Source organism: Streptomyces sp. NPDC107765 (assembly GCF_055657085.1).
This window is the reverse complement of sequence record NZ_JBVKBL010000003.1, coordinates 481,096-506,866: the sequence shown is the minus strand read 5'-3', so window position 1 is coordinate 506,866 and position 25,771 is coordinate 481,096. Positions and strand designations below refer to the sequence as shown.

Sequence of the window (25,771 nt, the reverse complement as noted above, 5' to 3'; positions counted from 1 at the left end):
TCGTCCCGCCGAGTCGTCCCGCCCGGTCCGCCGGGACGACCGCCGCACCGACCCGCAGATCCCCTCCGCACAGATCCCCTCCGCACGGATCGGCCCCTCACAGATCGGCCTCCTCGCCGAGGTACAGACCGGCGAACGCCTCGGCCGCCGAACGGGAACCCAGCAGCCGCCGCAGCCGGGCGGAGGCCGTGCCGGCCCGGAACCGGTCGCCGGACGAGGCGCCGTGCAGCACCTCGGAGAGCCACTGCGAGAACTCCAGGTACTGCCAGACCCGCCGCAGGCAGGCGTCCGAGTAACCGGCCAGGCCGGTGTCGTCGCCGTTGTGGTGCGCGATCAGCGCCTCGGCGAGCAGCAGGGCGTCGTTGAGCGCGAGGTTCATGCCCTTGGCGGCGATCGGCGCGACCAGATGTGCGGCGTCGCCCGCCAGGTAGAGCCGGCCGTACGCCATGGGTTCCACGACGTAGTTGTGCATGTCCAGGACGACCTTCTCCCGCAGGGGCCCTTCGGTCAGGGGCGGGGCCCCGGCGGCGGCGAGCCGGGTGTGCAGTTCGTCCCAGACGCGGGCGTGCGGCCAGTCGTCCGCGTCCTCACCGGGCGGGACCTGGAGGTAGTAGCGGGTGATCTGGGGGCTGCGGGCCATATGGGCGCCGAGTCCGCGCTCGTGGATGCCGAAGACCACACCGTCGGCGGAGGGCGGGGCCTCGGCGAGCAGGGCGAGCCAGGCGACGCCGTGGTCGTAGCGGGTCAGGACGGTCCGTCCGGCGGGTATCGCCGCCCGCGTCACCCCCGCGCGCCGTCGCAACCGGCGATGATGTCGCAGGAGATGTGGTGCCGCGCGCCGGTCCGCGGATCGGTGTACGACACGGCGGGCCGGTCGCCGTCGATGTCGTGCAGCCGGACGTCGCGCACACCGAAGCGGGCATCACCGCCCGCCCGGTCGACGTATGCCGCGGCCAGGTCGGTGACCAGCAACGGCTGGGGGTAGACGAAGTGCCGGCGGCCGGAGAGTTCGGCCGTCCGGAAGGTGTGCCGCTGCCCGTCGGAACGGAACTCGAACTGCGCCTGCGTCTCGGCCGTTTCGAGCAGCCGGTCGGCCAGCCCGTGCCGGGCCAGGGCGCGTACCGCCCACTCCTCGATGAAGCCGGCGCGCGGCCGTTGTTCGATGAACTCCCTGCTCTCCGCCTCCAGTACCACGCAGTCGACGCCGGCCGCGCGGAGCAGATTCGCGAGGGTGAGCCCGGCGGGCCCGGCGCCGACGACGGCGACCGAGGTGCGGGTGAAGGAGGCGGAGGCAGGCGGGTTCACGTCGTGCGATTCCCTTCGGGCGGGGAGAAAGATCGCACGCAGTATGGCGGTTGGCCGGGACGCCCCTCCCGGCGGGCCTCAGTGCTGCCAGACCCGTACGTAATCGACCTTCATGTCCTTGGGCAGAACGGTCGGCCCGCCGATCGACGACGACACCGTGTGGTCCATGACCAGGTATTGCGGGGACCTGGTGATGCCCGTCGCGATCCGGCCGACCTTCACACCGTCGTAGTAGTAAGTGACGCTGCCGGGCTCCCAGTCGGAGGCGAAGGTGTGCCACCCGCTGAGGTTGCCGGGTACGCAGTTGCCGGGGCCGCCCGAGGGGGAATGGAAGTGGAAGCAGGCCTTTCCGCCGAGGCCCTCCATCGTGTCGTTCTCACCGTCCGTCGGCCAGTTCTGGCCGTTGGACCACAGGGCGGGCCAGTTGGCTATCTGCGTCCCGCCGGAGGGGAGGTACGCGCGCCACTCCACCGTGCCGTAGGTGTAGGAGAACCGGCCGTTGCTGCTGACCAGCGCCCCGGTGTTCGGCTTGGTCTGTCCGCCGCAGGTCGAACGGCCTGCCTTGGCCGTCAGATGCAGGGCGCCGTCACCGGGCAGCGTGACATTGCGGGAGTCGTAGCAGGCCTGTTCCTTGCCGTTGACCGGCTTGGTGACCCCGGTGCCGAACCAGCCGGGCGTCCAGCTGCGGGACAGCGTCGTCCCGTTGAATTCATCGGCGAATTTCGTGGTCCAGCTGCCGGGGATTCCGGCCGGCCCGGCCGATGCGGGCCGGGGTGCGACGGCAGCCGAGGGGCGGGCGGTGGTGGACGGCTGGGCCGAGGACGTCGCGGCGGCCTCGGCGATCGCCGGGGCGGAAACGAGCGCCCCGACGGCAAGTGCGGTCGCGGTCACCTTCAGACGATGCACGATTGTGTTGCCCCTCTCGAGCAATCCCCCAGGTGTACGGAAATTCGACAAAGAAATGCGGAGATGGAATGCCGGTGATTGCGCTGTGCTTTCGGCGCACTACCGAATAATCCCGGTCACTTCGCCTCAACCGGGCGAAGGCGAATACCAGGCATACACGGAAAGAGCGGGAATCCACCAGATTCACCGGCCCGATGTGCGAGGTCTCACACACCGGGCCCCTGCCCCTTTCCCCTCCTCCTCCCGCTTCCCCCGGCTCACGCCTGGCGGGTCGGCAGCACGATGGCCTGGCGCAGGTTGACGTGGCGGGCGCGGCTGGTCGTGTAGGCGATCAGGTCCGCGATGTCGTCCGCGGACAGCCCGGTCAGGGCGTCGAACATCCCGTCCAGCTGACCGGACAGCTCCGGGTTGTCGATGTGGCCGCCCAGCTCGGTGTCGGTGAGGCCCGGCTCGATGTTGGTGACGCGGACGTCGCGCGGGCCCAGCTCCGTGCGCAGGGACTGCGAGAGGTAGGTCAGCGCGGCCTTCGTCGCGCCGTACACCGCGTAATTCGGGAAGGGGATGTGCGCGCCGATCGAGGAGATGTTGACCAGGTCCGCGGTCCGGCCGGACTCCGCCACCGCGATCAGGTCGGGTGTGAAGGCGCGGATGACGCGGAGCGCGCCGGCGACGTTGGTGTCGAGCATGCGCTGCCATTCGTCGGAGCGGCCGTCGGTGACCGGGTTGGGCAGCATCACGCCCGCCGCGTTGACCACCAGGTCGACCTGGCCGTACGCGGCGTGCACCCGTTCCGTCGCCGCCTCCACGGACGCCGGGTCGGTGACGTCGGTGACGACCGCGAGGGCCTGCCCGCCCGCTGCCTCGATCTTCGAGGCCAGCTCCGTCAGCCGCTCGGCCCGGCGGGCGAACAGCGCCACCCGTACGCCGTGCGAGGCGAGCAGCAGGGCGGTGGCCTCGCCCATCCCGCTGGCGGCTCCGGTGACGACGGCGGTACGGCCGGTGAGGGTGTCGTACGACATGGGAACTCCTGGTGAGAGGGGGTGTGCCGCCGGGCGTCCCCCGGCGATGACCTCACCTTGCTCCGGTCCGCCGGCCTTACCCAGGGTTGCCGTTTTCCTGGGTCTGGCAGTACCAGGAACGGGGCTGCTGCGGCGCCTAGGATCACGGCATGGACATATCCCCGGACCGGGAACTCGGTGACTTCCTGCGCTCGCGGCGCGCCCGTATCCAGCCCGAGGAGGTCGGCCTGCCCGGTCATGGCAGGCGGCGGGTGCCGGGCCTGCGGCGTGAGGAGGTCGCCCAGCTCGCGGGCGTCAGCGTCGACTACTACATCCGTCTGGAACAGGGCCGCGGCCCTTCCGTCTCGGATGCCGTGCTCGACGCCGTCGGGCGCGTGCTGCGCCTCGACGACACCGAGCAGGAGTACCTGCGCACGGTGGCCAGGCCCGCCGCCCGCCGTAGGGCCGCCGCCGTCTGCGCGCCCCAGAAGGTCCGCCCGGGGCTGCGCCTCCTCCTGGACAGCATCGACAAGGTCCCCGCGTTCATCCTCGGCCGGCGCATGGACGTGCTCGCCTGGAACGCGCTGGGCGACGCCGTCGTCGGCTTCTCGCAGATGCCGCCCGGGGAACGCAATATGCCGCGGCAGGTGTTCCTCCATCCGCAGGCCCGCGAGGTGTACCCCGACTGGCCGGCGGTGGCCGCGGAGACGGTGGCCTATCTGCGCCTGGACGCGGGCAGCCATCCGCACGACCGTCAACTGGCCACGCTGGTGGGCGAGTTGTCGCTCGGCAGCGAGGACTTCCGTCGGCTGTGGGCGGACCACCTGGTCAAGGAGAAGACCGCCGGGGCGAAGCGCATGAGGCATCCCGTGGTGGGTGAACTCACCATGCCGTACGAGACCTTGACCGTGTCCGGGGAGCCGGACCAGATGCTGGTGGTCTACACGCCGGAGCCCGGTTCGCAGACCGAGGAACGGCTGCGGCTGCTGGCCAGCTGGGCGGCGACCCCGGCGGTCTGAGGCCGGCCGGTGACCACGGGCCGCACCTTGGTGAGCATCAGGTCCAGGAACTGGTCGGGGTGGCGGAACGACGCGAAGTGGCTGGCGTCGCGTAGGAGCGCGAATTCCTTGACCGGCGCGGTGACGTCGTCGAAGAACCGCCGGGCGGGCTCGGGCGGGGTGAGCACATCGCGGTCGCCCTGGAAGAGGAAGAACGGGAGACGGAACGCGGTCCCCTCGGCCCATTCGTCGATGCCCATGGCCTGGGGCCCGAGCTGCTCGGAGAAGCTCATGCCCCTGAGGTAGGTGCGCAGCTCGCGGAGGCTGTGCAGCGGGGAGAACCAGAGCGAGCGGACCACCACGGTCTTCATGGTGTCGTAGGTCAGCGGGTCGGTCGTGACGACCAACTTGGCGTACTGCGACCACTCTTCGGCGCTCCAGGCGGAAGCGTCCGCCCCCATGGCGGTGACGGCGGCCAGCTCCTTGCGCTTGCCGGATTCCCGGAGGCGCTCGCACAGGGCGTCGTACGAGGCTAGGTCGCGGCCGCCCGCGACGATGTTCTGGTCGGTGCCGACGTAGCCGGAGAACAGCTCCGGGTGGCTGCGGGCCAGGCGGAGCCCGACGAACGTGCCGAAGGAGTTGGCGACCAGCAGGACCTTGTCGACGCCGAGCCGGGCACGGAGGTGCTCGGTCAGCTCCAGGGCGTCGCTGTGCAGCCGCGCCAGGCTCATCTCGCCCTGCCCGGCCGGGCCGCCGCGGCCGAAGGTCTTGCCGGCGCCGCGCATGTCCCACCGCACGATCGTGAAGTGCTTCTCCCAGGCACGGGTGCGCGGGGCGTGGATCAGGTTGGACGCCCCGGGGCCGCCGTGCAGCTCCAGGACGACCGGGTTGCGGCGGTCCTCGCCGCGGACGGAGACGTACTGGTCGATGCCGCCGATCCGGACGAAGCCGGCCTCGTCGATCCCCCCGGGTGCGGTGATGCGCAGCCGCCGGGTCAGAGCGGCGCGCTTGACCTGGCGGTATCCCAGCAGCCCCGCCGTCGGCGCGGCAACAACGGCGGCAGCAGAAGCCCCAAGAACGGTTCCCAGCATGATGGGTGTCCCCCCTAAACTATTTATGCCATCAGCAGTGAGCTTTACGGTATATACAGTTGGAGCGGACGTCAACCGGCTTCCGTCGACCGCGAGGAGAAGGAGGACCGCCGTGGCCAGGACCACCAAGGCCAAGGAGGCGCGGGACGTGCGCGCGAGCCTCGCGCTGCTGTGGGGCGAGCAGGACCGGCCCACCCGGGGGCCCAAGCCCAGCCTCACCCCGCACCGCATAGCGGAGGCCGCCGTGGCGCTGGCCGATGCCGAGGGCCTGGAAGCCGTCTCCATGAACAAGGTCGCCGGCGCGTTCGACGTCTCGGCGATGGCGCTGTACCGCTACGTCCCCGGCAAGGCCGAGCTGGTCGAGCTGATGATCGAGGCCGTGCTCGCGGAGCGGCCCGACCTCTCGGCGGCGGGAGACGGCTGGCGGCCGCAGCTGACCGAGTGGGCCCGCCGGTCCTGGGCCGTCCACCAGGCGCACCCCTGGCTGCTCGCCGCCACCGCGATGCGCCGCCAGGCCATGGGGCCCCGTCAACTGGGCTGGCTGGACGCCGCGTTGGCGGCCCTGGAGCCGACCGGTCTGACCGCGGCGCAGCGGCACCAGGTCTTCCTGCTCGTCGTCGGGCTGATCCGCAACCTCGCCCAGCAGCTGGTGGACTTCGACGCGGAGCAGGACCAGGAGTGGAACCGCCTCACCGGCGAGCTCCTCGACCGGCACGCCGACCGCTTCCCCGCCCTGACCAAGGCCGTCGCCGCCGGTGCCTTCGCCCCCACCGCCGAGGACCCGCTCGTCTTCGGCCTGGACCGCATCCTCGACGGGGTGCAGACCCTGATCGACCGCGAGGGCCCGCGCGCCGGCTAGGGCCTGTCGTCAAATTCCCGTCGTTGCCCGGAGGGCGGCAGCGCGGCGTCTGGTGCGTGCTCCGGGGGTCCCCCCGGCCGAAGGCTGGGGGAGTGCCGGGTGGAAGTCCTCGTACTGGAGTACTTGGGCTTTTCGCCCGGTGCGGCGAGAGTGCGTGCCAGGCGTCGCGGGGCAGACGGGAATGTGACGACAGGCCCTAGCGGTGTCTCCCCCTGGCCACGACGCCCCCTGCTCCCCGGCCTTCCTGGTCCACGGTGAGTTTCGCGTGGTCGGTGTCGGGGAGCCAGTCGCGCCGGGGGGTGTAGTCCAGCCAGCGGTGGGAGCGGCCGGTTTCGGTGAAGCCGCGGAGCAGGGTGTCGAGCAGCGGGTGGCGGGCGGACTCGCGCCAGGCCAGCGACCAGGCGTACAGCGGGACCGGCTCGACGAGCGGGATCGCGCGCAGGCCCGCGTGGTCGGGGAGCGGGGCGTCGGCGGGGAAGAGGGTGAAGCACGCGGTGTCGCCGCGGAGGTGCTGGACGAGGTGGTCCAGCCCGAGGTTGGGACCGTCCTGCCGCCGGGTGATGCCGAAGGCGTCGGCGAAGCGGCGGAGGAAGTCCAGCCGGGTCAGTTCGGCCGGGCACCACAGCGTGCACGCGCGCAGGTCGGCCGGGCGCAGCGCGTCCGCGCCGGCCAGCGGATGGTCGGGGCCGACCACCGCGTCGACCGGTTCGAGCCGCACCAGCCGCTGGGTGAGCCCCGCGTCGCGGCCGCCGGGCAGCGGGTGGACCCGGCCGAAGCCCAGGTCGGTGCCGCCGTGCAGCAGGGCCTGCGCGACCGAGGGCCAGTCGCGTCCGGGGCCGGGCTCCAGCCGCACCGGACCGAGCCCCTGCACGGCCTGGGCGACGGTGCGCATCGGCGCGTAGAGATGGCCCCAGGTGTCGATGCGTACGGCCGGGCCGGACCCGCTCACCGCCGCGATCGCGCGCTCGCCCGCCGCCAGCGCCTCGTGCGCGGCCGGCAGGAACCGCTCGCCCGCCTCGGTCAGCCGGATGCCCCCTTTGCGCACGAAGAGCCGCACGGCCAGCAGCTCCTCCAGCCGGGCGATGCGCTTGGACAGTGCCTGCTGACTGGTCCTCAGCTCCTCGGCGGCCCGCCCGAAGTGCAGCGTCCCGGCGGTCGTGGTGAACGCACGGACCAGGGCGAGGTCGAGATCCATGCCGCTGACCTTATGCGACAACCGCGCGTTGTCGGCCGGGTGGTCCGGTTGTTGGCCGGGCCGTCCCGCCGCCCGGTCAGATGGTCCCCGACGCCCCACCGGGCGCCGCACCGGGGACGGCCCCCGGAGGCCACCGAGGAGGACCGACCACGATGAAAGCCCTGATACCGACCGGGGATCCCGCCGAACCGGTCGTGCTCGCCGACGTTCCCGAGCCGGCCCCGCGCCCCCATGAGGCGCTGGTCAAGGTGGAGGCGTTCTCGGTCAACCGGGGCGAGACGTTCAAGCTGGAGCGGCCGGTCCCCGGCGAGCGCCCCGGGAAGGACGTCGCGGGGCTGGTGGTGCAGCCGGCCGCCGACGGAAGCGGACCGTCCGGGATCACCCGGGTCGTCGGCCACCCCATGGCGGGCGGCTGGGCCGAGTACGTGGCGGTGCCGACCGATGCGCTCGCGGTCCTGCCGGACGGGGTCCCGGTGCTCCAGGGCGCGGCGCTGCCGCTGGCCGGGCTCACCGCGTTGCGGCTGCTGCGCGCGGCCGGGCCCGTGGTGGGCCGGCGGGTACTGCTGACCGGTGCGTCCGGCGGTGTGGGCCACTACGTGACCGAGCTCGCGGCCGCGGCGGGGGCAGAGGTCACCGCCGTGACGAGGGACGCCGAACGCGGCGCCCGGCTGGCCGGACTCGGCGCCGCGGAGATCGTCCACGAGGTCGCCGACGCGAGCGGGCCGTTCGACCTGGTGCTGGAGTCGACCGGCGGCCGGGCCCTCCCGCTCGCCCTGGCGCGGCTGGCCCGGCGCGGCACGCTCATCTGGTTCGGCCAGGCCAGCCGCACCCCTGCCACGCTCGACTTCTTCGACTTCTTCCGCGGTCCCGAATCGGCCGTGCTCCGGCACTTCCACTACCTCGACGCGGACACCCGCCTCGACGACGACCTGGCGGCGCTGGTCCGGCTGACCGCCGAGGGCCGGCTGCACCCGGAGATCGGCCGCGTCGCGGACTGGGCCGGCACCGCGGCCGTCCTCACCGACCTGCGCGACCGCCGCATCCGCGGCAAGGCCGTCCTCACCCTGTCCTGAACCCTCCCCCGGGCCGGAAGACCCCGGCCCGCGAACGCAACCCGAACGAAGGAGCACGCTCATGAGCACCCTCACCGACCCCCGGTCCGTCGTCATCCGCTACGTCGAGGCCGTGCGCGACGGCGACGCGGACGTCATCCGCGACAGCTTCGCCGAGGACGCCACCTGGGACTACCCGGGCGATCTGCCGGTCTCCCGGGTGTGGCAGGGCCGCGACGCGATCGTCAATGACTTCCTCGGCGGCATGGGGCCCGCCTTCGTCCCCGGCACCATGGACATCGCGCTGGTCAGCACCGTAGCCGAGGGCGACCGGGTGGTCGCCGAATGGACCGCGAAGGCCACGACCGTGCACGGCGACCGGTACGACAACCGCTGCCTCGGGATCTACACCGTCCGCGACGGCCGGATCACCTCGGTCATCGAGTACGCCGACACCCACCATGTGGCCCGCACCCTCTTCCCGGACCACGCCAACTCCCGCTCCACCGGCGGCGCGTGAGCCGGGCCACCGGCCGGAGGAACGCCGGGCGGACAGGTTGACGTCCGCCGCGGCGGCCCCGGGCAGGTGGGCGCCGCGCCGCTTCGCTCAGTCGGTGGCCACCAGGATCTGCGGCGCGGCTTCCTTGATGCGGGTGGTGATCCAGGTGGCCTGGGTGCGGGTCTGCTGCTGGAGCGGGCCGAGGGCGGTCAGCAGGTCCTGGTCGCGGAGGGCCCGGGCGGCCTGGCCGAGCATGATCCAGTTGATGTAGGCGGCCTCGGCCTTGACGTACAGCCGGCGCAGGTCGCGGAGCAGGAGGAGGCCGGACCCGGGGCGGCGGCCGAGGAGTTCGGAAGCGTCGTGGCGCAGCGCGTCCCTGGCCGCGGTCAGCAGGTCGGAGTGGACCGGCGGGTGGAGGGATGCCCCGTAACGCCCGCCCCAGCCGCGGATCTGCTCGGCGTGTGCGTCGCACTGGGCGGCGAGGGTGTGGCACGGGGAGGAGGTGCCGTGGTCGGCGGCGTGGCGCTCGGCCACGGCGTGGTAGGCGGCCGCCAACTCGGTTTCGGAGGCGTGGAGTTCCTTCAGCAGGAGGCCGGTCTTGCTCATGGCCGCTCCTTCGGGGGCTGCGGCGGGGCCACGGCGCTGAGGCCGGGCTCGCTGATGACGACGGGCCGGCCGCCGGCCGCCGCATCGGCGACCTTGACGATGCGGACGGCGGTGACCTTGTAGACCGGCTGTTTGGAGACCGGGTCCCATTCGGTGCGGGTGAGTTCGTTGGCGGCCCGGTTGTGGCGGTCGGGGTCGGCCTGGTCGAAGTAGCCGTAGTGGAACGGGGCGAACACCACGCCGGGCCGGGGTCCGCGCAGCAGGGCGGGGGCGACGAGGTCGCCGCGGCGGGAGGCGACGCGTACCAGGTCGCCCTCGGCGATGCCGGCGTGTGCGGCGTCCTCGGGGTGCAGTTCGACCCACATCTCGGGCGCGGCGTCCTGGAGTTGCGGGCTGCGCGCCGTCTTGGTGCGGGTGTGCCAGTGGTGGACGGTGCGGCCGGTGGTGAGTTGCAGGGGGTAGCGCTCGTCGACCGGTTCGTGCGGCGGCAGGTAGTGCGCCGCCTTGAGTACGGCCCGGCCGTCGGGGTCGTGGGCCCGGTAGGTGTCGGCGTCCTTCTGGGCGCCGGTGGTCAGGTCGTGGCCGTAGTCCTCGCAGCGGTCGGCCGCGGTGGGGAAGAGGTGGTCGGTGTAGAGGCGTTCGGTGCCGTCGGGCGCCCGGTCGGTGCAGGGCCACTGCATGCCGCCGGCGCGGCGCAACGCGTCGTAGGTGAGGGCCGACTGGTCGCAGGGGCGGCCCTGGGTGAGGGCGGTGAAGTCGTGCCAGGCCTCCTCGGGGCGGCTCCACGGGGGCAGGGGGCGGCCGTCCCGGTCGGTGAGGTCCATGCGCCGGGCGTAGTCCAGCAGGACGTCGAAGTCGCTGCGGGCCTCCCCGGGCGGGTCGACGGCCCGCTCGGACAGGTGCACGGTCCGGTCGGCGTTGGTGAAGCAGCCGGTCTTCTCGCCCCACATCGCGGCCGGCAGGACGACGTCGGCCAGGGCGGTGGTCTCGGTGGGGAAGGCGTCGGAGACCACGAGGAACAGCCGGTCGGAGCCGTAGATGGCGCGGATGCGGTGGAGTTCGGGGAGGGAGACGGCCGGGTTGGTGCCGGTGACCCACAGGAACCTGATCGAGCCGTTCTCGCAGTGCCAGAAGATCTCCATGGCGTGGGTGGGCGGTGACCAGTGCGGGATCTGCAGGGCGTCGACGTTCCAGGCGTCGGCGAGCCGCTGTACGTGCGCGTCGTTCTGCCAGTTGAGGTACGCCGGCAGGGTGCCGTCGGCGCCGGTCTCGCGGGTGTTCTCGGCGGTGGGCTGGCCGTTCATCTGGAAGACGGTGCAGCCGGGGCGGCCGATCATGCCGCGGACCAGGTTGATGTTGTTGACCTGGACGGCCGCGGCGGTGGCCTGGTGGGACTGGTAGACGCCCTGCAGCACGGTGGAGACCAGCCGCGCTCCGGTGCCGATGATCCGGGCGGCCGCGCGGATGTCGTCGGCCGGTACGCCGCAGATGTCCGCCGCCTTCTCCGCGGGGTACTGCGCGGTCACCTCCGCCAGGTCCGGGAAGCCGACGGTGTGCGCGTCGAGGAAGGCCCGGTCGATCCGGTCGTTCTCGATCAGCTCGTGGAGCAGGGCGTTGAGCAGGGCGACGTTGGTGCCCGGCCGGAGGGCCAGGTGGACGTCGGCCTCGCGCGCGGTGGGCGTCGAGCGCGGGTCGATCACGACCAGCCGGGGGCGGTCCGGGCCGTGCAGCCGGTCCAGCATCCGCGACCACAGCACGGTCTGGGTCTCCGCGACGTTGTGGCCGACCAGCAGCAGGGTGTCGCAGACGTCGATGTCGGTGTACGAGCCGGGGACGCCGTCGCTGCCGAAGCTCTCGATCAGCGCCCATTCCGCCGTGGCGGTGCACAGCCGGGTGTTGCCGTCCAGGTGCGGGGTGCCGATGCCGGCGCGGGCGATCAGCGCCTGGGCGTAGTACTCCTCGGCGAACAGCTGGCCGCTGGTGTAGAAGGCCATGGCCAGCGGCCCGTGCTCGGCGAGCACCGCCTTCGACCGGTCGGTCACCGCACGCATCGCGGTCTCCCAGTCCGCCGGCCGGAGGACGCCGTCGGTGCGGACCAGCGGCCGGGTGAGCCGGTCGCCGGAGTGGTTGGCCTGCCAGCCGTAGAGGCCCTTCGGTCCCAGCCGGCCGTGGTTGACCCGGTCGTCCTCCCGGCCGCGTACGCCGACCATGCGTCCGCCGGCGACCGCGATGTCCAGCCCGCAGCCGTTCGAGCACAGCACGCAGGCGGACGGCACCCAGCGCTCGACCTCGTCGTCCGGCACGGTCAGGTACCGGTCCCCGCGGGGCGGCCACCGGTCGCCCGCGCCGAACGGGGTGCGTGCCCCCCACACATCGGTGGTCCGGTCAGCCATCGGAGCAGTCCCTTCCAGGTGTGTCACGTCCGGTGCCGGAGGCGGTGCCGCCACCGTCGTCGGCCTGTGCGCCGATGAGGAGGAGCGCGATGTCGTCGCCCCGCGGTGAGGTGAGGCCGGTGCGGCGGAGGAGGTCGTCGGCGAGGGTCTCCATGGGCGGGGGCCCGGAGCGGGCGAGGTGGCCGGCGAGGCCGGCGATCTCCTCCTCGATGTCACCGCCGGGCGTTTCGACGAGGCCGTCCGTGTAGAGGGCGAGCACGCTGCCGGGCCGGAGGGTGATCTCGGTCGTCGGGTAGTCGGTGTCGGGGTCGATGCCGAGCAGCAGGCCGGGCGGCAGGGTGAGGACCTCGGTGTACCCGTCCGGGTGGCGCAGCAGCGGGGGCGGATGGCCGGCGCTGGCCATCCGGGCGCGGTGCTCGGCGAGGTCGAGGTGGACGTAGAGGCAGCTGGTCAGCAGTCCGGCGTCCAGGTCGGTGAGCAGCCGGTTGGTGCGGGCGAGGACCTCGCCGGGGGGCGCGCCGGCGGTGGCGTGGACGGCGGTGCGGACCTGGCCCATGAGGGCGGCGGCGTTGACGTTGTGTCCCTGGACGTCGCCGATGGCCGCGGCGGCGGCGCGGTCCCCGAGGCGGATGAGGTCGTAGAAGTCGCCGCCGATGTCGGTGACCCGGCCGGCCGGGAGGTAGCGGGCGGCCACGTCCAGGCCGGGGATCCGGGGCAGGCGGGTGGGCAGCAGTCCGGCCTGCAGACTGCGGGCGAGCCGGTGTTTGGTGTCGTAGAGCAGGGCGCGGTCCAGGGCCTGGGCGACCAGCCCGGCGAGGGAGGTCAGCATGGCGCGCTCCTGCGGGGACCAGGGGAACGGCCGGTCACAGGCGAGGACGAGGGAGCCGACGGGTGCGCCGGAGGCGATCAGGGGCAGGAAGGCCCAGGCGGCCATGTCGTCCTGCAGGCCGGCCTCGGGGTAGGCCCGTCCGAGGTCCTCCAACGTGGCGAAGAAGCTGGGGACGCCGCTGCTCAGCACGCGGACGACCGGGGTGTCGGCGGTCAGCGTCAGGCCCTCGAAGCGGTCCAGGACGTCGGCGGTGAAGCCGCGGTGGCCGACGATGCGCAGCCGTCCCTCGGCGGCGGTCGTCAGGGCGAGGGCGTGCACGCCGAAGGCGGGCATGATCTGGTTGGCGACCCGTTCGGTCACGTCCTGCACGCCGACCGCTTCGGTCAGCGCGGCGGCCAGGTGCAGCAGGTGGTAGAGCACATCCGTCCGGCTCGGCCCGGCGGGCCCGGCCGGCCGGCTCCGGCCGGCGCCGTCCGCGGGGCGGTCCGCGGCGGTGGACAGGTCCGCGGGCCCGTCCGTGGTCCGGTCCGTCGGCCGGTCCGTGGGTGCCGGGGCGATCAGGACGCTGAGGCCGCCGGCGTCCGGGTGGAGGCGGAAGGACAGCCAGCGGTCCGGCGGGCGCAGCGCGGTGAAGGACACCGGTTGCCGGCTGATGACCGCGGCCCGGTAGTGGTCCTCGAAGACCGGGTCGTGGAGCCAGGGCAGCGCCTCCCACGGCAGCGCGCCGCGCAGCTCGCCGACGGTGGCGCCGACGAGCTCCGCGGCGGTGGCGGTGACGAAGGTGATCCGGCCGTCGAGGTCCAGCGCGCAGGCGCCCTCGGGCAGCCGCTCGGCGAAGTCGAAGGCGGCCAGCGCCTCGGCCGCACCGGGCGCGCGGGTCCGCAGCGCCGGGATGATCCGCGGCTCCGGGCCCGGGAGGACCGGGTGGCCGGTGTCGGCGGCGTGCTGCAGCAGCAGTCCCAGGTGGTGGCAGCAGGCGCGGAGGCTGTCGTGCTCGCGCGGGGAGAGTTCCGGCGGGTGCGAGCCGGGCCAGAGCAGCGCCAGGCCGCCCCAGTCGGTCCCGTCGGCGGTGATCGGCGCGGTGGCCAGCGCGAAGGCGTACGGCAGGGCGAGGGCGGCGCGGGGGTACCGGCGGGCCATCTCCTCGTGGCCGGCGACCCAGACCAGGCGCCGCTCGCGGACCGCGTCCGTCACCGGGACCGATCCGGCCAGCCGCATCCGTTCCCAGGGGGCGACGATCCGCTGGGAGATGCCCGTCATGACGGTCAGGTGCAGCCGGCTGTCGCCCGGGGGCAGCAGGAACACCAGGCCGGCGGAGGCCCCCGATTCCTGGACGGCCTGGACCAGGGGAGCGTCCAGCAGCATGTCGGAGCCCCCGGCGGCAGCGGGCCCGAAGATGTCCGTCACCGCGTCAGCCTCCCCGGCCGGTTGCCGCGTCTGCCGCACCGCGCATGGACCATATCGGGACGATACGCCCGCGATCGGGGGTGCGTCTGCGCCCGGCCGGGCGTGCTGCCGTCGCCGCTCCGCGGTGCCGTTACGCGGACTTCCCACGCCCCGTGACGAAGTCCCTGGCCCGGTCCACCAGCCCGGCCCCGGGCGCGAGCAGCTTGTTCGCCGGCGGGGTGTCGGGCGCGGAAGGGTGCGGGCGGGTGGGGGCCATCTTCTTCGCGGTACGGATCTTGTCGCCGAGGGTGTCCAGGGCGTCGGCGGAGCAGACCGCGCGCAGCCGGGGGAAGAGGTTGGCCTCCTCGTCCTGGACGTGGCTGGTGACCGAGTCCTTCAGCAGCATGAAGAGCTGGTCCAGCTGCGGGTCGTCGGCCGAACAGCCTTCGAGCTTCTTGAGCATCTTCTCGACCTCGGCGTGGTCCTTGAGCTCCTTGTCGGCCATCGCGGCACCGCCCTCGACGTGCTCACGGACCGTCGGGTACAGGTACTGCTCCTCGGCGACGGAGTGCCGTACCAGCTCGATGGTGACCTGGTCGATGAGGTTCTTGCGGTCCTTGTGGCCGCTGGGCATGGCCTCGATCCGGCGGAAGAGGTCCTCGACCTCGCGGTGGTCGGTGGTCAGTTCGTCGATGATGTTGCCGCCGTGTGCCATGAATGCCTCCTGAAACGGTGGGCCGTACTGCCCGCGCACCGTGCGGCGGGCCTCACCACGGGTTCCCGGGCCCAGCGCTTCCTAACGGGGAGAGGGGCGTCTTGGCCCTGGTTGGCGCCGCGTTGTCACCCGGAGGCGGGGACGGGGAGGCGGCGGGCGACGGCGGCGGGGTGCCGGCACGGAGGGGGTGCCGGCACGGAGGGGCAGAAAATTCGGGGCTTTCGCGTGAGCTGCGTCATTTCGCCCGATAGGCCGGGCGCCTAGGCTTCCGGAGGCCCGGTTCCGCGGGCCGCACCTCCTCCCCGTTCCGCGCTTCCTCCCGTTCCGCACCCCGGACGCCCTCGCCGCCGAAGACGCCGGGGCCGCCGCTGCCGCCAGAGAAGGGACCCCGTGCCGTTGTCCGCCGACATCTCGCCGGTCATAGCCTCCACCGCGCAGTGGCTGCTGCGCTCCTACCCCGTCACCGGCGGCGCCCTCGACACGGCCCTCGCGCAGGCCCAGGCGCGGCAGGCCGTCACGGTCGCCGCCTGGCTGCGCTACCCCACGACGGCGGACGCCGCACTGGTCGCGCTGGTCGGCCCCGGCGGTTCGGCCCGGCTGGACTGGCTCACCGGTGCCGACGCGTCCGGGCCCGAGGCCGCCGAGGAAGCCTGGCGGAGCTGGGTCGACGAGGTCGTGGCCAGCTGGGCGGCCTGCCTGCTCACCACCCCCCGGCTCGCCGAGGACGCGGTGGCCGCCCTCGCGGACGGTGAGCACGTCGCCGGAACGTCCCCCGATTTCCGCCGGCTGACCCGGCCCGACGAACGCGACCGCCGGGCCGCTGCCCTGCTGCGCCACCCCGACCTCCTCGCCCCGGTCGCCGAGCTGCACCGCGAGGCGCTCGTACGGCACCTGGACGGCGACCTGCTCGACGCGGACTGCGCCTGACGGACGGCCCCGGGCCTGCCGGCCCGGGCGGGGGAAGGCGCCCGCGCGGCGGGTGACGGGCCGGCGGGCGATAGTGGACAGGTGCCGGTGTCCGACTGTCGCCGGAGGTCCGGATGGACTTGATCCACTTGCGCATGGTCATGCCGCCCGCACTCACCCCGCCGGCCGTCGGCCTGCTCAGCGCGGACGACCGCGTCCTCAACCTCATGGTCGTGCGGTCGGCGCACCTCCCGGAGGGCGACGCGCTCGAATGCGACGTGATGAAGGGCGCCGCGAACGACGTCCTGGGGGAGCTGCGCGAGCTGGGTGTCGACCGGGCGGGATCGATCGCCGTCGACGGTGTGGAGATGATGTTCTCGCACCGCGCCGAGCAGGTCGAGGCCGACCAGCCGAGCGCCCTGGTCCACGCGCCGCTGTGGGCCACGGTCGAGGCACACATCCGGTCGGAGGGCACCTACCTGCCGTCCTTCTACCTGTTCCTGGTGATCGCCGGCCTGATCAGCGCGGTCGGCATCATGTCGAACTCGCAGATCCTCATCGTGGCGGCCATGGTGGTCGGCCCCGAGTACCACGCGATCACCAGCATCGCCCTCGGCCTCGACCGGGGCAACCGGCGCCGGGTCCGGGACGGGGCCCGTGCGCTGACCGTCGGCTTCCTGCTGGCCATCGTGGTCACCCTGGGATTCGCCGCGCTGTCGCGGGCCGCACATCTGCAGTCCGAGGCCTTCGACCTGGGCCTGCGGCCCGTTTCCCACCTGATCGACACCCCGGACGTCTTCTCCCTCGTCGTCGCCTTCCTCGCCGGCGTGGTCGGCATCGTCTCGCTCACCGAGGCGCGCGGCACTGCGCTGCTCGGTGTCTTCATCTCCGTGACCACGATCCCCGCCGCCTCGGACATCGCCGTCTCGCTGGCCTTCGCCGACTGGCACGAGGCGTGGGGCTCGCTGGTCCAGCTCCTGCTCAACGTCGTCGTGCTGGTCGTGGTCGGCGTCCTCACCCTCCGTCTGCAGCGACGCCTGTGGCGCCGCGCGGGCCGGCGTGCCACGAAGAAGCCCCGGCAGTAGGGGCCGGCCGCCCGCGACCGGCCCCCGGGCCCGGCGCGCCGGGTCCGGGCCCCCGCCTTACGCTGGGCGGGGGGCCGCAGCATTCGGCTGGCTCGCACGCCGAAAGGGGCGCCCCGATGGACGACTACCCACTGATCGAGAACCACGGCCTGCTCGGGGATCTGCAGACCGCGGCACTGGTGACCACGGACGGGACGGTCGACTGGCTCTGCTTCCCGCGGTTCGACTCGCCCAGTGTGTTCGGGGCGCTGCTCGACAAGGACAAGGGCGGGCACTGCACGGTCCGGCCGCTGCACCCGACGCATGCGACCAAGCAGTTGTACCTTCCCGACACGGCGATCCTGGTCACCCGGTTCATGACCGAGGCGGGCGCCGGTGAGGTGCTCGACTTCATGCCCGTGACCGGGACGACGGTCACGGCCGGCCACCGGCTGGTGCGCATGGTCCGCTGCGTGCGCGGCAGCATGTCCTTCAAGGTCGAGATCGCCCCGCGCCTCAACTACGGGCGCACGCCCCACCAGTTGCACATCACCGAGCACGGAGCGGTGTTCGCCGCGGACGACGGCACGCAGCTCACCGTGCACCCCATCCGTGAACCGGAGGACGAGCAGCTGCTCGACATCCGGCCGGGCGGGGACGAGGACCTGCATTTCACGCTGACCCTGCGGGCGGGCCAGCAGCGCGGACTGGTGCTGGCGTGGGCCGCCGACGGGCCGCCGAGGGAGATCCGGCTCGCCGAATACCAGCAACTCTTCGAGGACACCGTCGCGTTCTGGCGCTCCTGGCTGGGCCGGTCCCGCTACTCGGGGCGCTGGCGGGAGGCCGTGGAGCGCTCCGCGGTGACGCTGAAGCTCATGACGTACGCCCCCAGCGGCGCCCTGGTGGCCGCCCCGACGGCGGCGCTCCCCGAGCAGCTGGGCGGCGAGCGCAACTGGGACTACCGGTTCACCTGGATCCGCGACGCCTCCTTCTCGGTGTACGCCCTGCTGGGGCTGGGCTTCACCGAGGAGGCCAAGGCGTTCATCGGGTGGCTGGGCGACCGGGTCCACGAGCGGGCCGGGACCGACGAGGACTCCGACCCCCTCAACATCATGTACAAGGTCGACGGCTCCTCCGACCTGGAGGAGCAGATCCTCGGCCACTGGGAGGGCTATGCGGGTTCCGCACCGGTGCGGATCGGCAACGGCGCCGCCACCCAGCTCCAGATGGACATCTACGGCGAGGCCCTGGACAGCGTCTACTTCGCGCACCGGCACGGGATCCAGGTGGGGTACCAGGGCTGGAACGCGCTGCTGACGAACCTGGACTGGCTGGTGGACCACTGGGACCAGGCGGGCGAGGGCATGTGGGAGACCCGCGGCGGCCGGAAGGACTTCACGTACGGCCGGGTGATGTCGTGGGTGGCGTTCGACCGTGCGCTGCGGCTCGCCGAGTCCAACGGCCGGCCGGCCGCGGCCGACCGCTGGCAGCGTGCCCGGGACGAGATCTACGAGCAGGTCATGGCGAAGGGCTGGAGCGAGGGGCGGCAGGCGTTCGTGCAGCACTACGGCAGTGACGTCCTGGACGCGTCGCTGCTGCGGATGGCGACGGTGGGGTTCCTCACGCCCGACGACCCCATGTGGCACTCCACCCTGGACGCGATGGAGCAGGAGCTGGTCAGCGACAGCCTGGTCTACCGCTACGACCCCGGGGCCTCCCCCGACGGCCTGCGCGGCTCCGAGGGCACCTTCTCGCTGTGCACGTTCATGTACGTCGACGCGCTGGCCCGCGCGGGGCGCCTGGACAAGGCACGGCTGGTGTTCGAGAAGATGCTGGGGTACGCCAACCACCTGGGCCTGTACTCCGAGGAAATCGACCTGACGGGTCGCCAACTGGGCAATTTCCCCCAGGCGTTCACCCACCTCGCCCTCATCGACGCGGCCCTCACCCTGAACGCGGCGCTCGACCGGCGGTAGCCGGACCGGTCAGCCGGCCGGTTCCGCCCCCGTCGCGGACGCCGGTCCGAGGAGGATCAGCGTGTCGCCCTCCTCCGCGGTGACCGGCAGGGCCGCGGTGACCGGGTCCAGCCGGCCGTCGCGCCGGACGACGAACAGGGTCGCGTACCCCGGCGGGGGCGGGACCGACGCGGGCTGTACGTGGAAGCGGGCGCCCTGCCCATGACGGGCCACCAGGGCGTGGCGGAGGAGGCCGGTGCCGAAGAGGGTGTCCCCGGCCGTGTAGGGCGCGACGACGCCGCGGCCGTCCGGTGGCGGGCCGATGCGGTACACGGGGCCGTCGACGCTGTCCCGCAGGACGATCGAGGCGAGGGCGTTGAAGTCGTCGTCGTCGGTCAGCAGGAAGGCCGCGGTGACCCCCTCCAGCCGGGCCTGCGGGTCGGTGGCCGCGGCCATCAGCTCCCCGGCCGCCAGCTCGATCCCGGCCTCCGCGATCCGGTCCCGCTGGTGTGCCGGACCGGCCCACATCAGCACGTCGAGTCCGGCGGCGCGCAGCGACCGGGCGAGGTCGACGGCCCAGGGATCACCGCCCACCAGGAGCGGACGGGCCCGGGTGGGGCGGGCGACGCCCAGCCCGGCGGCCACCGGCTTCGCCGTCAGCGCGTAGACCAGGACCGTTCCGACGATCACCAGGAAGGTGACGGGGAGGATCGTGCCGGCGCCGGGCAGTCCCGCTGCGGTGAGCGAGGCGGAGAACGTGGTGGCGGTGGAGGCGGCGACGATGCCGCGCGGGGCCATCCAGCCGATGAAGGCCCGTTCGGGGGCGGCGAGTTCCGTCCCGGCGGTGGAGAGCAGCGCGACCAGGGGTCTGACCAGCAGGACGAGCAGGGCGACGAGGGCGAGGGTGGGCAGCAGCACCGGGACGACGGACGTCGGCGGCACGGTCGCCGAGATGGAGACGAACAGCAGGCCGATGATGAGCTGGACGAGCGTCTCGAAGAACGGCCGCCGGGCGGGCATGTCGAAGCCGGGGAGGTTTGCGACGATCAGACCGGTGACGACCGCGGCGATCAGCCCGGTGTTGTCGTAGACCATGTCGCAGCCCGCGGCCACCGCGACGACGGTGGCCAGTTGGGCGAGCGTGCCGAGCGTCTCGCCGAGCCCGAGCCGCCGGAGGGTGAACCACAGCAGTGCGGCACCGACCACCCCGCCCGCGGTCCCCAGGGCGATGCCGGCGACGAAATCCGCGGCCCGGAACCCGTGTCCGGTCCGGAAGCCGCCGGAGACGACGGAGTGGAAGACGACGGCGCCGAGGATGCCGCCGACGGGATCCACCAGGGACCCTTCCCACAGCAGGACCCGCCGCACCTTGTCCGACGGCCCGACGTGGTCGAGCAGCGGAGCGACGACGGTCGGCCCGGAGACGACGAGGATCACGCCGATCATGCAGGCGACGGCGAACGGCACGCCGTACAGGACCGGCCCCAGCGCCATGACGCTGCCCGCGGTGAGCAGCACGCCCAGCACGATCAGGCGCACGACGACGCTCCGGGTGGCGCCTTTGAGGTGCCGCATCTCCAGCCCCAGGCCGGCGTCGTAGAGGATGAGCGCCACCGACAGCGACACCAGGGGCGAGAAGGCCGGCCCCAGGAGCGCGTCGGGGCGGACGGTGTCGGTGAGCGCTCCGGCGGCGAACCCGGCCGGCAGCAGCACGATCAGGGCCGGGATCCGCAGCCGGCCGGCGAGGATCTGGGAACCGACGGCGAGGGCCACGGTCAGTCCGACGCCCAGCAGGATGTCGTCGGTGCTCATCGCGCCCTCATCCCCCGGTGCGCGCCCCGCGGTGCGCGACCGCCACCGGGCTCAGCCCTCGTCACCGGCGACCGGGCGCCGCAGGTCGGCGTCGGTGAGGCCCTCCAGTTCGCCACGGGTGTCCAGCCGGTACAGCAGCGCGACCGCGGGGACGATCAGCACGAGCGCCACCAGCGTGACGAGCCCGAGCCAGCGCAGCGTGGTGGGCGCGCCCGCTCCCTCGGCGACGGTCAGCGAGGTCGGGATGAGGTACGGGCGCTGTGCCATGCCCCAGCCGAGGACGGCGGACGCGACCACGCCGGCCGCCGCGACCCGGGACCAGGCTCCGGAGGGGCGGAGCAGCAGCCAGGCGGTGGCGAGCGTGCCCAGCGCGGACACGACGACGAAGACGAGCCCCACGCCGTGGGTGAGCCCGTGCCAGACGTGCGGCGCGTCCCCGTGGGTGACGAACAGCGTGACCACGCCGAGGACCGCGACGGCCACCAGGGCGGCCAGCGCGCGCCGCCGGAAGTAGCCGTCGAGTGCGGGCGCGGCGAAGCGGCGGGCGTCCGCCGCCAGGAAGACCGCGCCGAGCAGGGCCGTGGTCGCGACGGCGAGCAGGCCGAAGAGGATCGAGGTGGGGTTGGCCCAGGCGTCCGTCGATGCCGTGGTCGCCGCGGTCACCCGCCCCGAGGCCACCCCGCCGGCCGCGGCGCCGAGGAAGAACGGCGTCAGCAGCGAGGAGACCGCGAACATCGCTCCGTACAGGCGCCGTCGGGCCAGCCGCCGGGCGGGCTTGCGCAGGGCGAAGCCGGCGCCGCGCAGCACGATGCCGACGGCGGCCAGTGCCAGGGGCAGCCACATGGCCGTGAACGCCCGCTGGAAGAAGACCGGGAATCCGGTCCACATGATGACCAGCACGAAGATCAGCCAGACGTTGTTGACCTCCCACACGGGCGCCATCGCATGGTCGATCAGGTCGCGGGGCCGCTTGCCGCGTTCCGCGCCGCCCGCGAGCAGGTCCCAGAACCCGGCTCCGTAGTCGGTGCCGCCGGCACAGGCGTAGGCGGCGACCGCGAGCAGCAGCACGACGGCGATGACCCCGGCGATCACGGCCGGCTCCCCGCGGAGCGCGGGCCGTACGGCGTGTCCGTCTCCGGTGTCTGTGTCCCCGGTCCTTCCGCCGGCGGCGGCCCCTGGCCCGTCGTCGCGTCGGCGAGCCGCCAGCGGGTGCGCATCTTCAGCAGCACCGCGAGGAACGAGCCGAAGACGACCAGGTACACCAGGACGACCAGGCCGAACATGATCCACAGGCTGGTGGAACGGGTCGACGTCACGGCTTCGGCGACCCGCATGTTCTGGTAGACGATCCACGGCTGGCGGCCCACTTCGGTGGTGATCCAGCCGCATTCGACGGCGACGACGGAGGCGAGACCGGCCACGGCGGCGCAGCGGAAGAACCACGGTGAGGCGGGCAGCCTGCGGCGGCGCAGCCACACCAGGGCGTACCAGAGGGCGAGCAGCACCAGCACGGAGCCGATGCCGACCATGATGTCGAAGGTCCAGTGGATGAGGGTGGCCTGGGTGGCCGTCGGCCGGTCGGCGGCCGGGACGGAGGTCAGACCGGTCACCCGGGTGTCCGGGCGGAAGCCGGCGAGGACGGAGTCCAGCTGGGGGATCCTGATGCCGCCGGAGATGCTCCCGTCGGGGTGCAGCCGCCCGAAGAGGTATTCCGGCACATGGGTGTCGGTCTTCCAGACGATCTCCATCGCGGCGAACTTCACCGGCTGCTGGTGGAATACCTGCCGGGCGATGGAGTCGCCGAGCACGAACTGCACCGGGGTGAACACCGCGGCGAGCGTGAAGGGGACGGTGAAGCCGAGCCGGTGGTAGCGGTCCCGGCGGCCGCGCAGCCAGCCGACGGCGTAGACGCCGGCCGTGACGAAGCCGGCCGTCACGAGCATCGCCACGACGAAGTGCCAGTACTGCGGGCCGAACATGGGCGTGAAGATCGCCTTCCAGATGTTCACGTCGACGGGGTTGCCGGCGGGGTCGAGGGAGAAGCCCCGCGGGGTGTTCATCCAGGAGTTGGCGGCCAGGATCCCGAAGGCGCCGAGCAGGGCGGCGGCGGGCAGCGGCAGGGCGAGCAGGAAGTGGGTACGGGAGGGCAGTCGGCGCCAGCCGTAGAGGTAGAGGGCGATCAGCACGGCTTCCAGGAAGAACGCCCAGGTCTCGACCCCGAACCCGATGCCGAAGACATCGCCCCACCGGCCCATCATGCCCGGCCACAGCAGCCCGAATTCGAAGGACAGCACGGTGCCGGTGACGACGCCGATCGCGAACTGCACCGCCATGACCGCCGACCAGCGCCGGGCCAGCAGCAGGGCGGCCGGGTCGTTCCGGCGCAGTCCGTGGCCGTGCATGATGAGCGTGATCAGCGGCAGCGCCACGCCGAAGGGCACCAGGATGATGTGCGAGGCGAGGGTGAAGGCCATCAGCGAGCGGGCCGGGAGCAGCTGCGCCGGCGCGTCGGCCAGCAACGAAACCGCGGGGTGCATGGGGGTCTCCTCGGGACCGGCGTGCGCGGGGGCCGATGTGCGCGCGACCGGTCAGCCGCCGGTGGCGAACCCGGGGAAGAGGGTCATCCCGCCGTCCACGTAGAGGGTGGCGCCCACGACGTAGTCCAGGAGGTCGGAGGCGAGCGCGACGGCCGCGTGGGCGATGTCCTCGGGGGCGCCGACACGGTCGTAGGGGATCAGCCGCAGGAGGTCCTGCTGGGCCTGGGGGGTGTCCCAGGCGTCGCGGTTGATGGGGGTCTTGATGGCTCCGGGGGCGATCGCGTTGACGCGGATCTTCTTCGGGGCGAGCTCCTGCGCCAGCGTCTCCATCATCATCTGCACACCGCCCTTGGAGGCGGCGTAGTTGACGTGGCCGGCCCACGGGATGATCTGGTGCACCGAACTCATGCAGATGATCTTGCCCGCCGCACGCGACACCTCGGGGACGACCCCGCGCCGCAGGAACTCCTTGGTCGCCTCGCGGGCACAGAGGAACTGCCCGGTGAGATTGACGTCCAGGACCTTCTGCCACTGGGCGAGGGACATGTCGGTGAACGACGCGTCGCGCTGCAGTCCGGCGTTGGCCACGAGGATGTCGACGGTGCCGAACTCCTTGACCATCCGGTCCGTCATGGCGACGATCTGGCCCTCGTCGGAGACGTCCGCCTCGTAGGCCGCCGCCCGCACGCCGAAGGACGCGATCTCCTCGACCACCTTCTCGGCTTCCTCGCGGCCGGCCACGTAGTTCACGACGACGTCGGCGCCGGCCCGGCCCAGGGCGACGGCGGTGGCCCGGCCGATGCCCGAATTCGCGCCGGTGACCAGCGCCTTCTGGCCCTTCAGCAGATCCGTGGGGAACACGTCCTGGGGTGCGCCTTCGGGGGAACTCACGATGACCTACTCCTCCACTGCGTGGCCCGGGATCAGCCGGGCCGTGGCCCGGAGGTGCAGGCGTCACACAACCACCGGGGAGGGGTGGCGGCGTGGCCGGGCGGTCCGCTTTGCGCTGCCCGACTGACGATCTTCGCCCGATCGGTGGTGCGTCGCCGCGGGCCGGTCAGCCGAGCCGGGCGAGGAGGTGGTCGCCCACCCGCAGGGCGTTCGCGATGGCCGTCAGGGACGGATTGACCGCGCCGATGCTCGGGAAGAAGCTCGTGTCGACGACGTAGAGGTTGTCCAGGTCGTGGGCCTTGCAGTGGAGGTCGAGGGCCGAGGACGCCGGGTCGTCACCGAACCGCACGGTGCCCGCCTGGTGGGCGGTGGCGCCGATCGGCATGCCCTTGTGCAGGTAGATGCTGTGGGACAGCAGATGGTGCTCGTGCATGCCGAGGTGGCCGAGCATGTGCTGGAGCTTGTGCCGCAGGCGGGTCAGGCCGGCGGTGTTGTTGGTCTCGTCGAGGGCGAGGTGGATGCGGCCGTCGGCGTCCAGGGTGACCCGGTTGTCCGGCTGCGGCAGGTCCTCCCCGCACAGCCAGAAGTCGACGGCGTGGTGGGCCAGGACCTCGAAGGGCATGTCCGGGGTGACCGCGCCGGCCCAGCGCGGCGCCTCGCCGTGGATCTGCTCGGCGTCCGACTTGCCGAGCATCTGGATCCCGCCGAGGGGGTAGTCCCAGTCGTCCGCGCCCAGGTACCAGTCGTGCAGGGCCAGGGTCTTCTGGAACTGGGTGTCGTTGGGCTCCTTCGAAATCGCCATCAGGGCGAGGTTGTTGTGCCGCATGTAGTAGCGGCCGACCACGTCCGAGCTGTTGGCCAGCCCGTGGGGATGCTGGTCGTTGGCCGAAGCGAGCAGCAGGGCAGCGGAGTTGACCGCCCCGCAGGCCACGACCACGATGTCGCCGGAGAACCGGGCCTGCTCCGCGTCCGGGAGCTCGGCGACGACGGTGGTGACGCTGCGTCCGGTCGGATCGGTTTCGAGCCTCGTCACCCGGGCGTGGGTGATCAGCTCGACGCCGTCGTGCCGCAGTGCCGGCTCCACACCGATCACCTGGGCGTCGGACTTGCCGCGGACCAGGCACGGGAAGCCGTCCACCCGGTTGCAGCGGATGCAGACGCTGGAGTGGGCCGCCCGCCCGTTCCCGTCCTGGGTGAGGTCGACCCCGATCGGCAGGTGGAAGGGGTGCAGCCCGCGCTTCTCCAGATCGTCGCTCAACTGCTGGATGCGCGGCTCGTGTTCCACCGGCGGGTAGGCGTACGGTTCGCTGCACGGCCCTTCCGAGGGGTCCTCACCGTGCCGGCCGTGCACCAGGTAGAGGTGTTCCGCCTGGGTGTAGTACGGCTCCAGGTCCTCGTAGCGAAGCGGCCAGGCGGGAGAGACGCCGTCGTGGTGGCGCAGCTCACCGAAGTCCTCGGGGCGCAGCCGGAACAGCGCCGCGCCGTAGAACTTGGTGTTGCCGCCGACGTAGTAGTTGACCTCGGGCGGGAACTCGTTGCCGTGCCGGTCGAGCCAGAACTCCGGGGCCCGGTACTTCGCCTTGACGAAGACGGCGGTGGAGTCCCAGTTGTCGCGTTCGCGCGGCAGCCAGCCGCCGCGTTCGAGGAGGAGCACCCGCTTGCCGGAGGGGGCGAGCCGGTGGGCGAGGCTGCCGCCGCCGGCGCCGGTGCCGATGATGATGACGTCGTAGTGGGAGGTGCCGCCCACGGCGACCACCGTCCTTGCCGTTGTGGT

The 25,771-nt window shown here is 72.7% G+C and carries 20 protein-coding genes and 1 pseudogene; 7 read left to right on the top strand and 14 right to left on the bottom strand.

What is annotated here, in order from left to right; all coding sequences use genetic code 11:
• Positions 1-97 precede the first annotated feature (97 nt).
• From ACZ7MX_RS10915 to ACZ7MX_RS10905, 3 genes and pseudogenes are all read right to left on the bottom strand, one after another.
• Positions 98-1,305 (bottom strand): annotated as a pseudogene (locus ACZ7MX_RS10915) (4-hydroxybenzoate 3-monooxygenase).
• Positions 1,306-1,383: 78 nt separating this feature from the next.
• The gene (locus ACZ7MX_RS10910) at positions 1,384-2,196 is read right to left on the bottom strand and encodes a glycoside hydrolase family 16 protein (protein WP_472131229.1); all 813 of its coding nucleotides are present in this window, start codon (positions 2,194-2,196) and stop codon (positions 1,384-1,386) included.
• Between the two features lie 272 nt (positions 2,197-2,468).
• Complete coding sequence (locus tag ACZ7MX_RS10905) at positions 2,469-3,230, bottom strand: SDR family oxidoreductase (protein WP_472131228.1); 762 nt, start codon at positions 3,228-3,230, stop codon at positions 2,469-2,471.
• A 149-nt stretch (positions 3,231-3,379) separates the two neighbouring features.
• Here ACZ7MX_RS10905 and ACZ7MX_RS10900 point away from each other — a divergent pair, with 149 nt between their 5' ends.
• Positions 3,380-4,228 (top strand): helix-turn-helix transcriptional regulator, encoded by an 849-nt coding sequence (locus ACZ7MX_RS10900; RefSeq protein ID WP_472131227.1) that lies wholly within the window; start codon positions 3,380-3,382, stop codon positions 4,226-4,228.
• On the opposite strand, the gene ACZ7MX_RS10895 is transcribed toward ACZ7MX_RS10900, so the two are convergent.
• Positions 4,150-5,298: an alpha/beta fold hydrolase gene (locus tag ACZ7MX_RS10895; protein ID WP_472131226.1), complete on the bottom strand. Its 1,149-nt coding sequence runs from the start codon at positions 5,296-5,298 to the stop codon at positions 4,150-4,152. The two genes, ACZ7MX_RS10900 and ACZ7MX_RS10895, sit on opposite strands and share 79 nt — an antisense overlap.
• Before the next feature lie 112 nt (positions 5,299-5,410).
• On the opposite strand from ACZ7MX_RS10895, the gene ACZ7MX_RS10890 reads away from it, so the two are divergent.
• Positions 5,411-6,157 carry a TetR/AcrR family transcriptional regulator C-terminal domain-containing protein gene (locus tag ACZ7MX_RS10890; protein WP_472131225.1) on the top strand — a complete coding sequence of 249 codons (747 nt, stop codon included), beginning with the start codon at positions 5,411-5,413 and terminating at the stop codon, positions 6,155-6,157.
• A gap of 196 nt (positions 6,158-6,353) precedes the next feature.
• Here ACZ7MX_RS10890 and ACZ7MX_RS10885 read toward each other — a convergent pair whose 3' ends face one another.
• Complete coding sequence (locus ACZ7MX_RS10885; protein ID WP_472131224.1) at positions 6,354-7,352, bottom strand: LysR family transcriptional regulator; 999 nt, start codon at positions 7,350-7,352, stop codon at positions 6,354-6,356.
• A gap of 152 nt (positions 7,353-7,504) precedes the next feature.
• On the opposite strand from ACZ7MX_RS10885, the gene ACZ7MX_RS10880 reads away from it, so the two are divergent.
• A complete protein-coding gene (locus ACZ7MX_RS10880; protein WP_472131223.1) occupies positions 7,505-8,425 on the top strand; it encodes a zinc-binding dehydrogenase in 921 nt (306 codons plus the stop codon).
• A gap of 61 nt (positions 8,426-8,486) precedes the next feature.
• Positions 8,487-8,924, top strand: a complete 438-nt coding sequence (locus ACZ7MX_RS10875; RefSeq protein ID WP_472131222.1) for a nuclear transport factor 2 family protein — start codon at positions 8,487-8,489, stop codon at positions 8,922-8,924.
• An 87-nt stretch (positions 8,925-9,011) separates the two neighbouring features.
• Here the strand turns inward: ACZ7MX_RS10875 and ACZ7MX_RS10870 are convergent, their stop codons facing one another.
• The 4 genes from ACZ7MX_RS10870 to ACZ7MX_RS10855 form a co-directional block, all read right to left on the bottom strand.
• The gene (locus tag ACZ7MX_RS10870) at positions 9,012-9,509 is read right to left on the bottom strand and encodes a hypothetical protein (protein WP_472131221.1); all 498 of its coding nucleotides are present in this window, start codon (positions 9,507-9,509) and stop codon (positions 9,012-9,014) included.
• The gene (locus ACZ7MX_RS10865; protein ID WP_472131220.1) at positions 9,506-11,902 is read right to left on the bottom strand and encodes a molybdopterin oxidoreductase family protein; all 2,397 of its coding nucleotides are present in this window, start codon (positions 11,900-11,902) and stop codon (positions 9,506-9,508) included. Before ACZ7MX_RS10865 ends, ACZ7MX_RS10870 begins: the two co-directional genes overlap by 4 nt.
• Positions 11,895-14,096 (bottom strand): SpoIIE family protein phosphatase, encoded by a 2,202-nt coding sequence (locus ACZ7MX_RS10860; RefSeq protein ID WP_472131378.1) that lies wholly within the window; start codon positions 14,094-14,096, stop codon positions 11,895-11,897. The genes ACZ7MX_RS10865 and ACZ7MX_RS10860 overlap by 8 nt, the downstream gene beginning before the upstream one ends.
• Positions 14,097-14,268: 172 nt before the next feature.
• The gene (locus tag ACZ7MX_RS10855; RefSeq protein ID WP_472131219.1) at positions 14,269-14,832 is read right to left on the bottom strand and encodes a hemerythrin domain-containing protein; all 564 of its coding nucleotides are present in this window, start codon (positions 14,830-14,832) and stop codon (positions 14,269-14,271) included.
• A gap of 396 nt (positions 14,833-15,228) precedes the next feature.
• On the opposite strand from ACZ7MX_RS10855, the gene ACZ7MX_RS10850 reads away from it, so the two are divergent.
• The 3 genes from ACZ7MX_RS10850 (at position 15,229) to ACZ7MX_RS10840 (ending at position 18,778) form a co-directional block, all read left to right on the top strand.
• Positions 15,229-15,759, top strand: coding sequence for a hypothetical protein (locus ACZ7MX_RS10850; protein WP_472131377.1), 531 nt, complete (start codon positions 15,229-15,231; stop codon positions 15,757-15,759).
• Between the two features lie 113 nt (positions 15,760-15,872).
• Positions 15,873-16,823, top strand: a complete 951-nt coding sequence (locus tag ACZ7MX_RS10845) for a DUF389 domain-containing protein (RefSeq protein WP_472131218.1) — start codon at positions 15,873-15,875, stop codon at positions 16,821-16,823.
• Between the two features lie 116 nt (positions 16,824-16,939).
• Positions 16,940-18,778 (top strand): glycoside hydrolase family 15 protein, encoded by a 1,839-nt coding sequence (locus tag ACZ7MX_RS10840; RefSeq protein ID WP_472131217.1) that lies wholly within the window; start codon positions 16,940-16,942, stop codon positions 18,776-18,778.
• 9 nt (positions 18,779-18,787) lie between these two features.
• Here ACZ7MX_RS10840 and ACZ7MX_RS10835 read toward each other — a convergent pair whose 3' ends face one another.
• The 5 genes from ACZ7MX_RS10835 to ACZ7MX_RS10815 form a co-directional block, all read right to left on the bottom strand.
• The gene (locus ACZ7MX_RS10835) at positions 18,788-20,569 is read right to left on the bottom strand and encodes a cation:proton antiporter (RefSeq protein ID WP_472131216.1); all 1,782 of its coding nucleotides are present in this window, start codon (positions 20,567-20,569) and stop codon (positions 18,788-18,790) included.
• A gap of 51 nt (positions 20,570-20,620) precedes the next feature.
• Positions 20,621-21,661: a cytochrome d ubiquinol oxidase subunit II gene (locus tag ACZ7MX_RS10830; protein WP_472131215.1), complete on the bottom strand. Its 1,041-nt coding sequence runs from the start codon at positions 21,659-21,661 to the stop codon at positions 20,621-20,623.
• Complete coding sequence (locus ACZ7MX_RS10825) at positions 21,658-23,106, bottom strand: cytochrome ubiquinol oxidase subunit I (RefSeq protein ID WP_472131214.1); 1,449 nt, start codon at positions 23,104-23,106, stop codon at positions 21,658-21,660. Before ACZ7MX_RS10825 ends, ACZ7MX_RS10830 begins: the two co-directional genes overlap by 4 nt.
• 51 nt (positions 23,107-23,157) lie before the next feature.
• Entirely contained in the window at positions 23,158-23,997 is an 840-nt protein-coding gene (locus ACZ7MX_RS10820) for an SDR family oxidoreductase (RefSeq protein ID WP_472131213.1), read from the bottom strand.
• A 166-nt stretch (positions 23,998-24,163) separates the two neighbouring features.
• Positions 24,164-25,753, bottom strand: a complete 1,590-nt coding sequence (locus tag ACZ7MX_RS10815) for a GMC oxidoreductase (protein WP_472131212.1) — start codon at positions 25,751-25,753, stop codon at positions 24,164-24,166.
• Positions 25,754-25,771: the final 18 nt, after the last annotated feature.